The 11,961-nt window shown below is 61.1% G+C and carries 13 protein-coding genes; 9 read left to right on the forward strand and 4 right to left on the reverse strand.

The window, feature by feature from the left end:
• Positions 1 to 90: 90 nt before the first annotated feature.
• From WEB61_RS06150 to WEB61_RS06160, 3 genes are all read right to left on the reverse strand, one after another.
• Positions 91 to 420, reverse strand: coding sequence for a septum formation initiator family protein (locus tag WEB61_RS06150; protein WP_368063453.1), 330 nt, complete (start codon positions 418 to 420; stop codon positions 91 to 93).
• Positions 421 to 490: 70 nt separating this feature from the next.
• A complete protein-coding gene (eno, locus tag WEB61_RS06155) occupies positions 491 to 1,765 on the reverse strand; it encodes a phosphopyruvate hydratase (protein WP_368063454.1) in 1,275 nt (424 codons plus the stop codon).
• Positions 1,766 to 1,850: 85 nt separating this feature from the next.
• Positions 1,851 to 2,408: a PadR family transcriptional regulator gene (locus WEB61_RS06160; RefSeq protein ID WP_368063455.1), complete on the reverse strand. Its 558-nt coding sequence runs from the start codon at positions 2,406 to 2,408 to the stop codon at positions 1,851 to 1,853.
• 266 nt (positions 2,409 to 2,674) lie between these two features.
• On the opposite strand from WEB61_RS06160, the gene WEB61_RS06165 reads away from it, so the two are divergent.
• The 9 genes from WEB61_RS06165 to WEB61_RS06205 all read left to right on the forward strand — a co-directional run bounded on the left by WEB61_RS06165 (position 2,675) and on the right by WEB61_RS06205 (position 11,165).
• Positions 2,675 to 4,567, forward strand: a complete 1,893-nt coding sequence (locus WEB61_RS06165) for a DUF1302 domain-containing protein (RefSeq protein ID WP_368063456.1) — start codon at positions 2,675 to 2,677, stop codon at positions 4,565 to 4,567.
• A 135-nt stretch (positions 4,568 to 4,702) separates the two neighbouring features.
• Positions 4,703 to 5,416: a 7-cyano-7-deazaguanine synthase QueC gene (gene queC / locus WEB61_RS06170; protein WP_368063457.1), complete on the forward strand. Its 714-nt coding sequence runs from the start codon at positions 4,703 to 4,705 to the stop codon at positions 5,414 to 5,416.
• An 11-nt stretch (positions 5,417 to 5,427) separates the two neighbouring features.
• On the forward strand, positions 5,428 to 6,060 hold the full coding sequence (queE, locus tag WEB61_RS06175; protein WP_368063458.1) for a 7-carboxy-7-deazaguanine synthase: 633 nt from the start codon (positions 5,428 to 5,430) through the stop codon (positions 6,058 to 6,060).
• Complete coding sequence (locus WEB61_RS06180; RefSeq protein WP_368063459.1) at positions 6,057 to 6,428, forward strand: 6-pyruvoyl tetrahydropterin synthase family protein; 372 nt, start codon at positions 6,057 to 6,059, stop codon at positions 6,426 to 6,428. The genes queE and WEB61_RS06180 overlap by 4 nt, the downstream gene beginning before the upstream one ends.
• Positions 6,428 to 6,889, forward strand: a complete 462-nt coding sequence (queF, locus tag WEB61_RS06185; protein WP_368063480.1) for a preQ(1) synthase — start codon at positions 6,428 to 6,430, stop codon at positions 6,887 to 6,889. Before WEB61_RS06180 ends, queF begins: the two co-directional genes overlap by 1 nt.
• 97 nt (positions 6,890 to 6,986) lie before the next feature.
• The gene (locus WEB61_RS06190; RefSeq protein WP_368063460.1) at positions 6,987 to 8,354 is read left to right on the forward strand and encodes a sensor histidine kinase; all 1,368 of its coding nucleotides are present in this window, start codon (positions 6,987 to 6,989) and stop codon (positions 8,352 to 8,354) included.
• Between the two features lie 319 nt (positions 8,355 to 8,673).
• Positions 8,674 to 9,501 (forward strand): hypothetical protein, encoded by an 828-nt coding sequence (locus WEB61_RS06195; protein ID WP_368063461.1) that lies wholly within the window; start codon positions 8,674 to 8,676, stop codon positions 9,499 to 9,501.
• 150 nt (positions 9,502 to 9,651) lie between these two features.
• Positions 9,652 to 10,245, forward strand: a complete 594-nt coding sequence (locus WEB61_RS06200; protein WP_368063462.1) for a TetR/AcrR family transcriptional regulator — start codon at positions 9,652 to 9,654, stop codon at positions 10,243 to 10,245.
• 11 nt (positions 10,246 to 10,256) lie between these two features.
• Entirely contained in the window at positions 10,257 to 11,165 is a 909-nt protein-coding gene (locus tag WEB61_RS06205) for a phytanoyl-CoA dioxygenase family protein (protein WP_368063463.1), read from the forward strand.
• Here WEB61_RS06205 and kdsA read toward each other — a convergent pair.
• Positions 11,162 to 11,956: a 3-deoxy-8-phosphooctulonate synthase gene (kdsA, locus tag WEB61_RS06210; RefSeq protein ID WP_368063481.1), complete on the reverse strand. Its 795-nt coding sequence runs from the start codon at positions 11,954 to 11,956 to the stop codon at positions 11,162 to 11,164. The genes WEB61_RS06205 and kdsA overlap by 4 nt on opposite strands.
• Positions 11,957 to 11,961 lie beyond the last annotated feature (5 nt).

Raw genomic sequence — 11,961 nt, forward strand, 5'->3', positions numbered from 1 at the left:
GATAAAGGTTTGGTTTCAATCAAAAAACGTCTGATTAACTGAATTTCAGTTAAGTAACGTTGGGGCCATGCATGACGCTCTGAGCGTCAGTCACTGCCGCTCGAGGAAAATCACCACCTCGTTGGCGCCAGCATAGCCCAGCGCCGCACGCGCGCGCTCATCCAGCAAATCCGGATCGAGGCTTTCGGGCCGGAGCAATGCCACCTGCCGATCAAGCTGCTCGCGCTGGCCGTGCAGTTCAACGAGTTGATGCTCAAGCGTGTCGACGCGATTCTGGATGCCGAGCCACGCAATAAAGCCGTGGCGGCCATAGACAGCGTGATAAGCAAAGTAGCTAAGGACCACGAGGCAGACGAGCGGGATCAGCGCCTGTCGGAGGCGCAGCGGCTCACGCGTTCGAATCAGTAGTTCGGTATCCATACCCAGCAGGGAATCACATAGCGATTCCAATGGTCAAGCGGCATTTACACAGCTGGGCGAAAACCGACACTCAGCCCTTCAACACGCTCCGCCCGGCATACTCGGCCGACGGCCCGAGCAGTTCCTCGATACGGATGAGCTGATTGTACTTCGCCAGACGATCGGAGCGCGCCAGCGAGCCGGTCTTGATCTGCCCGCAGTTGGTTGCAACCGCGAGATCGGCGATCGTGGAATCTTCGGTTTCGCCGGAACGATGCGACATCACGGCCGTATAGCGCGCCTTATGCGCCATTTCGACGGCTCCCAACGTTTCGGTCAGCGAGCCGATCTGGTTGACCTTCACGAGGATCGAGTTCGCCGTGCCGCTGGCGATACCGTCGGCGAGGCGCGTCGTGTTGGTGACGAAGAGATCGTCGCCGACAAGCTGCACCTTTGCGCCAATGCGGTCGGTCAGGGCCTTCCAGCCATCCCAGTCGTCCTCGGCCATGCCGTCTTCGATGGAGATAATCGGGTAATTGGCGACGAGCTTTGCCCAGTAGTCGACCATGCCGCCGGCATCGAGCTTCTTGCCCTCGCCTTCGAGGTGGTAGACGCCGTCCTTAAAGAACTCGGTCGATGCCGCGTCGATCGCCAGATATATGTCCGTGCCGGGCTTGTAGCCCGCCTTCTCGATCGCCTTCATCACGAAGCCGAGTGCATCCTCGGTCGAGGCGAGATTGGGCGCGAAGCCACCTTCGTCGCCGACATTGGTGTTGTGGCCCGCCGCTTTCAGTTCAGCCTTCAATGTGTGGAAAACTTCCGCGCCCATGCGCACTGCATCGGCAAGTGAACCGGCGGCGACCGGCATAATCATGAATTCCTGGATGTCGATCGGATTGTCGGCGTGCTGACCGCCGTTGACGATATTCATCATCGGCACCGGCAGAATACGCGCCGCGGGGCCCCCGAGATAACGGAAAAGCGGCTGATCGAGCGAGGCTGCTTCGGCCTTGGCGACGGCAAGCGAAACACCAAGGATTGCATTGGCGCCGAGACGTGCCTTGTTGGGCGTGCCATCAAGCTTGCACATCGTGCTGTCGATCAGAATCTGTTCGCCGGCCTCCATGCCGCCGATGGCATCAAAAATCTCGCCATTGACCGCCTCTACCGCCTTCAGCACGCCTTTGCCCTTGTAACGCGGGCCGCCGTCGCGCAATTCGACGGCCTCATGCGCGCCAGTAGACGCGCCGGACGGCACCGCAGCGCGGCCGAGCGCACCGTCCTCAAGCAGCACATCCACCTCGACGGTCGGGTTGCCCCGGCTGTCCAGAATTTCCCGGCCGATAATGTCGATGATGGCAGCCATGTCCGCTCCGTCTCTCTCAGCTTGCAGATGGCGGTTTCATAGCGGAGAGGGGGCGGCAGCGAAAGGGCCTAATCCCGGATCCGGGTCAGTCGGCGGAAATAGCCCTCAGCGGCGCCTCGTCCGGACAGCTTTTCAGCAATTCCGCACCATGCGCGACGATATAGTCGCGTTGCGCTTCCATCATCGCCCGGCCGAAGCCGATACAGAATCGCTGGCCCTCGCGCAGCGTGCCGTCGTCCTCGGCGTCGCGCCGGTCGAGATCGAGCAGCACTGCGTTGGTGTCGGCGAGCCGCTGGTCGAGCAACTCCTTCACCCGCCAGCGCGGCAGAAAGGGCACAAAACTCAATATGAAGATGAATTCGGAACGCAATCGGTGGCGGGCATCGCCCGTCATCAGCGCGCGAAGACATGCCTCCCGCCCCGCATCCGTTAGCTCGTAGATCTTCTTGTTGGGCCGATTGTCTTGCTCGACCTTGCGGAAAGTGACGAGCCCCTCCGCCGCCAGCTCGGTCAAAGCCGGGTAGAGATTCGAGAGGCTGACATCGAGCAGCGTCGAGACCTCATTTTCCATGACCTTCTTGATGTCATAGCCCGTGGCAGGTCCCCCCATGAGGACACTGAGCAACAGTTCCTTGGTATTCAATCCGCGCCCTCCCCGACAGCAGATTAGAACGCTTGCAGATGGCGTTCTTTCGAGATATGCAATTTTTTATTAGGTTTTTTATACCTATAAAAAACCTTCTCATAAAAGATTGACCTATCGTGAAGCTCCTCCTCGATCTTCGCAAAAGGTCAGCATCCCTCACCACCTGATGGCCGGTTCCGGCGGAGCCGGCCGTCACCTTTCAAATCCGCCGTGAAGAATCGAGCCAAGCGGCCGAATCCATCCAAGCGGGAGGAACTAGCAAAATGACAGTATCGACAGGAACGCGGCCTGTCACGATTGAACCGGCGCTACGCAAAAGCAGCATAACCGGGACATGGGCCAGCGTGGCGGCCGCTCTCTTCGCATTCGGGGCCTTCGCTGCGTCGGACGCTTCGGCGGCGTCCTACAAATTCGGTGAAGTGAACTTCTCGATCGACACCACGATTTCCGCCGGCGCGACGATGCGCACCAGCGGCCGCGATTGCGAGCGGATATCGCTGGCGAATGGCGGTTGCGCGTCGGGAGCCAAAGCGACCGGCGTCAACTCCGACAATGGCAACCTCAACTTCGATCGCTGGGATTTTACCAACGCAATTGCTCGCGCGACGATGGACATCCAGACGACGTGGGAGAATTACGGCGCGTTCATTCGTCCCCGCGCCTATTACGACCTCGTCTATGCCAACAACAACATGCGCTTTCGCGATCTGACGTCGAGCGCCCGCGATGAACTCGCTTACGATTTCGAAATTCTCGATGCCTTCGTCTATGCGAATTACGACATCGGCAATATCCCGACATCGATACGCTTCGGCAAGCAGGCGTTGAACTGGGGCGAGAGCCTGTTCATTCCCGGCGGCATCAACGCCTTTCAAGCGATCGACGTAACGGCACTGCGCCTTCCGGGATCGGAGCTGCGCGAAGCCCTGACGCCGATGCCGATTCTCTTTGCCTCGGCCGGCGTGACTCCCAACCTCACCGTCGAGGCGTTCTGGCAGTTCGCTTACGAAGAGACAAAGATCGATCCGGCCGGATCGTTCTTTTCCACCGACGACATCGCCGGTCCGGGATCGTTGCCGGCTTACTCGGTTCCGATCGATGATAGTCAGGGAATTGCCGCCATCACCTTGCAGAGGAGCGCCGATCGCGGCCAGAACGACACCGATCAGTTCGGCGCCGCGGTTCGCTATTTTGCGCCCGATCTCGGCACCGGCACCGACTTCGGTCTATACTTTGTGCGCTACTCGAGCCGCCTGCCGTTCCTCGGCTTCCAGAACGGCCCGCGCAGCTTCGCTCAGGTCTGTAACGACCTCTTCGCCGGCCCCTGTACCACACCCGCGCAGGCCAACGCTGCCTTTGTGACCGGCGCCAACGACGGCACCTATTTCTACAACTTCCCTAGCCGCATCGACACGCTTGGCGCCAGCTTCAACACCAATGTCGCCGGTACCGCGCTCGCGGGCGAATTGTCCTTCACGCCGGACATGCCGCTTGCGATTTCGGACGCGGAACTTAATGCCTCGCAGTTCGACGGCCTGGGTGCTTCCGGCACTCTGTCCGGCGGCCTGTCGCCGCGTTGGGCGTCGATCGCACCCGCCGGCCCCGGCGAGGCGACCCTGACGCATTTCGAGCTTGAAACATGGCAGGGTCAGTTCAACACGATCACCTCGTTCTCGACCAGCGATCCAATCCCCGATCTGCTCGGCGCGCAGAGCGGCGTCTTCGTCTTCAACGGCGGCTTCGTCTACGTACCGGACGCAGGCGACTATCCGCTGAGCACCAGCGGTCGCGTTGCAGGCATCCGCAACCCGTTTGCGGCGGCGCTGCTCGCAAATGGTTCCACCGATCCGAGATATGCCACCAGCTTCTCGACCGGCTACCGGGCATTGCTGTCGGTCGACTACACCAATCCCTGGAACCTGCCGATCACGCTCAGCCCGAATATCGGCTGGCGCCACGACACGAGCGGTTATTCACCCGGCCCCATTACGGCGGGCTACGTCAAGGGGCTGAAGCAGGTCTCGCTGGGTGTCAATATCGACTACCAGAGCACCTGGCGCGGCAGCATCAGCTACGTCAACAGCTTTGGCGGCGGTTTCGAACCGAAGACGACCGACCGCGATTTCGTGATGGCGAACCTCTCGTACTCGTTCTGAACGAGCTATCGCCGTTAACCGCAAATACCAGCCCCGGAGAGCTTTGCTTTCCGGGGCTTTCCTTTGGATGTCTTTCGGCGGCTTGACGCAAGGGGATCGCTCCTGTTCAACACCACCGGAACGGAGCGATCGGCGATGACGACAGTAAAAAAAACCAAGGCGCTTGTACTTTTCTCAGGCGGACAGGACTCAACGGTCTGCCTCGCCTGGGCGCTGGCGCGCCATGAGAGTGTCGAGACGGTCGGCTTCGATTACGGCCAGAGCCATGCGGTCGAGCTTTCCTGCCGGAAAACGCTCAGGGCCGGCCTCGCCGCCCTGTCGCCTGACTGGGCGGCGCGGCTCGGCCCCGATCACACGATTTCACTCCCGGAACTTGGGACCATCAGCGAAACTGCGCTGACCCGCGAAGTTGAAATCGAAATGGGCGTGAACGGCTTGCCCACCACTTTCGTACCGGGGCGGAACCTGCTGTTTTTCACTTATGCGGCGGCGCTGGGTTACCGCCGGGGAGCGCCGGTGCTGGTCGGCGGTATGTGCGAGACCGACTATTCGGGCTATCCCGATTGCCGTGCCGACACGATCGCGACGCTCGAACGGGCTATTTGTCTCGGCATGGACCGGGAATTCAGGCTTGAAACGCCCTTGATGCGGATCGATAAAGCCGCCACATGGCAGCTCGCCGAGAAACTCGGCGGCAAGGCGCTGGTCGACCTGATTGTCGAGGAAAGTCATAGCTGCTATCGCGGCGACCGGTCGAAGCGCCACGACTGGGGCTATGGCTGCGCTGCCTGTCCGGCTTGCGAACTGCGCGCGCGCGGATATACCACTTATATGGCCAGCAAGACCTAGAGAACGAGACGATGTATTCGGTGAAGGAAATTTTCTACACGTTGCAAGGCGAAGGTGCGAATGCCGGGCGCGCGGCCGTGTTCTGCCGTTTCGCAGGCTGCAATCTCTGGTCGGGCCGCGAGGAAGATCGCGCAGCCGCGGTCTGCACGTTTTGTGATACGGATTTCGTCGGCACGGATGGCGAAGGCGGTGGCAAGTTCAAGACCGCCAACGAGCTTGCGGTCGCCATTGAGAAAACCTGGGCAAGCGGCGCGGCGCATGAACGCTTTGTCGTCTGCACGGGCGGCGAGCCGCTGCTGCAACTCGACGAAGCGCTTGTCGATGCGCTTCACGCGCGCGGCTTCGAGATTGCCGTCGAGACCAACGGCACGATCGAAGCTCCCGCCGGGCTCGACTGGATTTGTGTCAGCCCCAAGGCCGACGCCGAACTGAAACAGGTATGCGGGCACGAGTTGAAGCTCATCTATCCGCAGGAGACGGCGACACCCGATCGTTTCGAGGGTCTCGACTTCCGGCATTTCTTTCTTCAGCCGATGGACGGCACGCAAACCGAAGAGAACACGCGGGCGGCAACGGCCTATTGCCTTGCACATCCGAAATGGCGTCTAAGCCTGCAGACGCACAAAATGATCGGCATTCCATGACCCGTATCTACAAAGAGTTCCATTTCGATGCCGCGCACTTTCTTCCCTATGCGGAAGAAGGTCATCCGAACCGCCGCATGCACGGACACTCGTTTCGCGTCGTCGTGTGGTTGAAAGGCCGACCCGCGCCGGAAACCGGCATTGTGCGCCATTTCGAGGATGTCGAGCGCGAGGTGCTGGCGGTTCGCGAGAAACTCGACCATCATCTGCTGAACGAGATCGCGGGCCTCGAGTTTCCGACACTGGAACGGATCGCGGCCTGGATATGGAACAAACTCGCAAGGCCGCTGCCCGAAATCGCGCGTGTCGAGGTGCATCGCAGTTCCTGCCGCGAGGGCTGCGTCTATGACGGGCCGGAGGAGGAATGATGGCGAAAAGGCCGACAGGACTGAAACAACTCGGCAAGGCCGCGCCCCTGCCCGCCTCCCCCGACAAGGCGGTACTTGAGCGGGTCGCCAATCCGCATGCCGACACCGACTATGTGGCGCGCTTCGCCGTGCCCGAATTCACCTCGATCTGCCCCGTCACCGGTCAGCCCGATTTCGCGCATCTCGTCATCGACTATGTGCCCGGCAAATGGCTCGTCGAGTCGAAATCGCTGAAGCTCTATATGCAGTCATTCCGTAACCATGGCGCGTTTCACGAGGACTGCACGGTCGCCATCGGCAAGCGGCTTGTCGATACGCTGAAGCCGAAATGGCTGCGCATCGGGGGTTACTGGTATCCGCGCGGTGGTATCCCCATCGACGTCTTCTGGCAGAAAGGCAAGCTTCCGGCCGGCATCTGGGTGCCGGACCAGGGCGTCGAGCCCTACCGCGGGCGTGGTTAGACAGTTAACACGACATTAAGTTTTCGGGCTCTAGCCTCTGTTTGGGGGCGCGTACGCGATCGGCATTTTTCCGGCCGCGTCAACGGAGTGCTCCGACGTGTCGCATGAAATCCGGACGGCTGATCCGGAGGAGCAGCACATCCAGCGTGAGCTGGGCGCGATTTTTCGCACCTCCATTTTTCCAATTTCTATTTGCCTTGCTGCGTTGTTTGCGGTTTTCGCGGCCCTGCATTTGCTGGTGTTGCCACCCGCCCTGCGCTTTCCAATGTCCGTGCTCGCGCTGGTCAGCGCCGCAACGTCGGTTGTCGTCGGCGTCTCGATCGCACGGGAATGGGTAGCGTCCCGTTTTGCACCGCTCGCCGGTTTTGTCCTTGTCGGTCTGTGCCTGCTCAATTCCGCCATTCACATGAGCGTGATGGGTGATGAGCTCCAGTCGACGAATTTCGGTCTCCTTCTCGTCGCGACGGGTTTGTTTTTCCTGTCACGGCTTCATCTCGCCATTGCGGTCGCGTTGATCGTTGTCGTCTGGTTCACCACCGCCCTTTCCATCGGCGGCTTTCAGAACGGGAACATTCATTTCGCATCCATGATGCTTATTGCGGCGGTCATCGCCATACTCGCGCATGAGATACGGATGCGAGGCATCCGGCGTCTGATAGCCATGCGGGCGGAGGCGTCGGTGCATGAACGGAAGCTCGCCAAGGCGCTTGCCAAAGCGAAACTCGTTGTGAGAGTGGAGCGCGAGAACAAGGCCAAGACCGAGTTTCTTGCCAATATGAGTCATGAACTTCGTACCCCGCTCAATGCCGTTCTCGGATTTTCCGAGGCGATGTCGCAAGAGCTTTTCGGGCCGCTCGGTCACCGGCGCTACGTGGAATACGCGAACGACATTCACGACGCTGGCGCGCATCTCCTGTCGCTGGTGAACGATATTCTCGATCTGTCGCGCATCGAGCTTGAGGGCATGACCCTGACGACGCAGAAGATTGACTTCGCACGCGTTTGCAGCAATTGCCTTTCGATCGTCAGCGGGCGCGCCGCGCGCGGCGGCGTGCGGCTGGAATTCGAAGGAATGCCACCTTTTCCCGATATCGAAACGGATGAGCGACGGTTGAAACAGGTGCTTATCAATCTGCTGAGCAACGCGGTGAAGTTCACGCCCTCCGGCGGCTCGGTGTCGCTCGATATCGATGCCGCGCCGAACGGAGGGGCCGTCATTCGCGTCCGCGACACCGGCATCGGCATGAGCGCCCAGGAACTCGACAACGCTCTCCAGCCTTTCTGGCAGGCGGATGTCGGGCTTGACCGGTCGTTTGAGGGCACAGGCCTCGGCCTTGCGCTCGTCAATGAGCTTTTGCGCATGATGCAGGGACGGCTCGGTTTGGAAAGCGAACCGGGCACCGGGACGGTCGCCACGGTCACATTGCCGCGCCGCATTCAACCTTCCGCCCGGGCCATCGCGTGATACTGCCGGAATGACGGATCGTGAAGACCGTTTCCTTCCTCTTGCAAGTTCACGTGATTTTTATATAACTACCATTATGCCAAAAAGATCGACCATAACGCCCGACGCCGTGACATTGCAACGGCGCAGGACGGCGTGGTCGAACGCGACATGCATTGCGGTCAGCAATTCGTGCGGCTGCCGGATGTCGATCTGGATTGATGCCGGCCTGTGCGCGGATTGAAGAAGTTTAAGCCGTTCGAACTCTCCGCTTGAAATGATAGGCTCAGTTCATTGACCCGGCGCCTCCTTGCGCCGGGAAAAATGGGGGGAGATCCAAATGAGCTTCACGACATGGGGCCGCTCGACGGCCGCCCTTGCCTTGTTCGCCGCGCTTGCCGCCTGCACCAGCATGGAGCAGAAGGAAGCAATCCTGGCGCCGCAGTTCCAGAATTACGCGCATCCGAAGCCCGATCTGGTCGAAAGCTCGCCGGCGGTTGGTGCGAAGCAGACCGTCGCGCTCGACAAGATCATCTACACCGCGACATATGGGCCCAAGCATGGCGCTCGCCTTCTTGCGGACGTCAACGACGAAAATTGGGCTTTCCGTTTCACGGCTTCCAAAGGCGCTACCTTCTCCGCCTTCACGCGGGGAAAGAAGGGCGAAGCAATTTACTGCACCACCGTGCCGGTCACATACAGCGGTTTGGCGGGCAATCTGGGCGGTTGCCTGGTCGACCGGACGGGCGACGGAACTTTCGATGCGTTCTCGCGGCTCAACCAACCGCTCGACGTCTACGATCCATCCACGGGGGTCGCAGACCTCGCGTCATCCGTTCCCTACGAGATGGTGAAGATCGGCGAGCCGGAATTTCTCATCAAGATGAACGTCTATTTCGATGGCATCGAGGAAGGACAGCTTCTTCTCACCTCCGCAGGCGCGCGGACCAAGGGAGCCGATTTGCCCAAACGCAGCCTCACCTATGCGGACAAGCACCGGTTTGCCGCCAATGTGAAAGACGTGAGGGCCGATGTCGACGGCGTGACGCTGATCATCCACAGCGCAACCGCGTCGGAGATCACCTACACCGTGGAGGGTGGCGGCTTCCGGAACATCCAGTTCCTGCATCAAGGGCATCTCGCCAACATGCGCTATCCGGTCAACTAGCCGGAACAAAAGGGGCCGGCGGCTGCAACCGCGCTGTCGGCCCCACCCGACGTCCAGGGGTGCCTGCACAGCATGGCCGGTCATGTCCCCAGGTCTCGAACCGGCCAATCGGGACTTGCAGGTCTCTCCGATTTTTATATAATCACCATTATGCCAAAAAAGATTGACCATGACGCCCGCCGCCGCGACATCGCCAGAGCCGCCATCTCCGTGATCGGCGAACAGGGTATCGACAATACCCGCCTCGTCGATGTCGCCCGCGCGGCCCATGCCACCACGGGCACGATCACCCATTATTTCGAGGACAAGGACGCGGTGCTGCTCGCCGCCCTCGACCATGTCGCTCAGAACATCCTCCATATGCTGCAGCATGGCGACCAGGGGGACGATCTGGTCGACCTGGCGGCCCTCATCCTGCCCGTAGACGAGGAGCGGCTGCGCGACTGGCGCGTCTGGCTCAGCTTTTTCAGCCGCGCCATCGGCGACCCCGCCCTCGCCCGCATCAACAAGGCCTATTACGATGAATTCCGCGACGGTCTCGCCGCGATTATTCGCAAGCAACAGGCCGAGAGAAAACTCGCCGCCTCGATCGAGCCGGACATGACGGCGGACGCGATCATCTCCGTCATCGACGGCTTCTGCATCCGCGCGACGCTCGAGCGCGACGACTGGCCGCCCGAGCGCCAGAAAAAACAACTCGAAGCCATGCTGCGGCCGCTGCTGCCGCGACGCAGAAAACCCTGAGGGAGGAACCGATGCCGAAACTTCAGACGCTGCCCGCGGGCGCCTCGACCGATGAAATCCTCGACGTGCTGAAGCGCGACGGTGCGCTGATCCTGACGGGTGTGTTGAGCCGCGATGACCTCGACCAGATCCTCGCCGAGACCATGCCCTATATCGATGCAACGCCGAACGGCGCTGATGATTTCGTCGGCCACAAGACGACCCGCACCGGCGCGCTGGTCGCGCGGTCTCCGAAATGCCGCGAGCTCGTTTCCCATCCGACGATCGTCAAGGCCGCTGAAGCCTTCCTGAAACCCTTCTGCGAACGCATCCAGCTTCATCTGACGCAGGTCATCCGCATCCGCCCCGGCCAAACGAAGCAACAGATTCATCGCGACCGCTGGGCCTGGGGCACGCATCTGAAGAACGTCGAACCCCAGTTCAACACCATCTGGGCGATCAGCGATTTCACGAAGGAAAACGGCGCGACGCAGGTCTGCCCCGGCAGCCTCGACTGGGCCGACGATTATCAGCCGACTGAGGATCAGATCGGTTATGCCGAAATGCCGGCCGGCTCGGTGCTGATCTATTCCGGCGGCGTCTTTCACGGCGGTGGCGCGAACGTGTCGAACGGCGACCGCCTCGGCTTCAACATCACCTACACGCTGGGCTGGCTGCGTCAGGAGGAGAACCAGTATCTCTCCTGCCCGCCCGAAATCGCGCGCACGCTTCCGCGCGACCTGCAGGCGCTGATCGGCTATTCGATGGGCGGCTATGCGCTCGGCTATTACACGCCGCCGCTCGCCCCCGGCGAAGGCCCGGAAAGCGTGCCGCCGGAATATGCGCTCGGCTACACGGGCACGGCCATCTCCACGCTCGGCAGCGCGGAATTGCTTGAAAGCATCCGGGACGAAATCAGGGGCGAAAAGCAGTCGGCCTAGGCCGCCTTCGCCAACTCGTCGAACTTCTTGAGGCGCGCGAGCAGCGCCTCAAGCTCGCCGAGCTTCACCATGTTCGGCCCGTCGGACGGCGCATTGTCCGGGTCCTGGTGCGTCTCCATGAAGACAGCGGCGACGCCGAGCGACACGGCGGCGGTGGCGATATAGGGCACCATGCGGCGATCGCCGCCCGATGCCGTCCCCTGCCCGCCCGGCTGCTGCACCGAATGCGTCGCGTCGATCACGATGGGGCAACCGCACTGCTCCTTCATGATCGGCAGCGCGCGCATATCGTTCACCAGCGTGTTGTAGCCGAAGCTGACGCCGCGCTCGGTCGCCAGCACGTTGGGGTTGCCGGCGTCGACGACCTTGTTGACGACGTTCTTCATGTCCCAGGGCGCGAGAAACTGGCCCTTCTTGACGTTGACGACCTTACCGGTCTGCGCGGCGGCTTCCAGCAGGTCCGTCTGGCGGCAGAGGAACGCCGGGATCTGCAGCACGTCGACGGAACCCGCCACTTCCGCGCATTGCTCGCGCTCATGCACGTCGGTCAGGACAGGTACGCCGAATTCCTTTTTCAGATCCTCGAAGATCGGCAGCGCCAGTTCGAGGCCGAGCCCGCGCGTCGCGTTGCGGCTGGTCCGGTTGGCCTTGTCGAAGGAGGTCTTGTAGATGAAGCCGATGCCGAGCCGGTCCGTGATCTCCTTCACGGCGCCCGCCATGTCGAAGGCATGCTGCCTCGTCTCGAGCTGGCAGGGCCCGGCGATCAGCACGAAGGGCTTGTCGTTGGCGATTTCGA

It is taken from the genome of Parvibaculum sp. (genome assembly GCF_040882025.1).
Lineage (GTDB): Bacteria > Pseudomonadota > Alphaproteobacteria > Parvibaculales > Parvibaculaceae > Parvibaculum.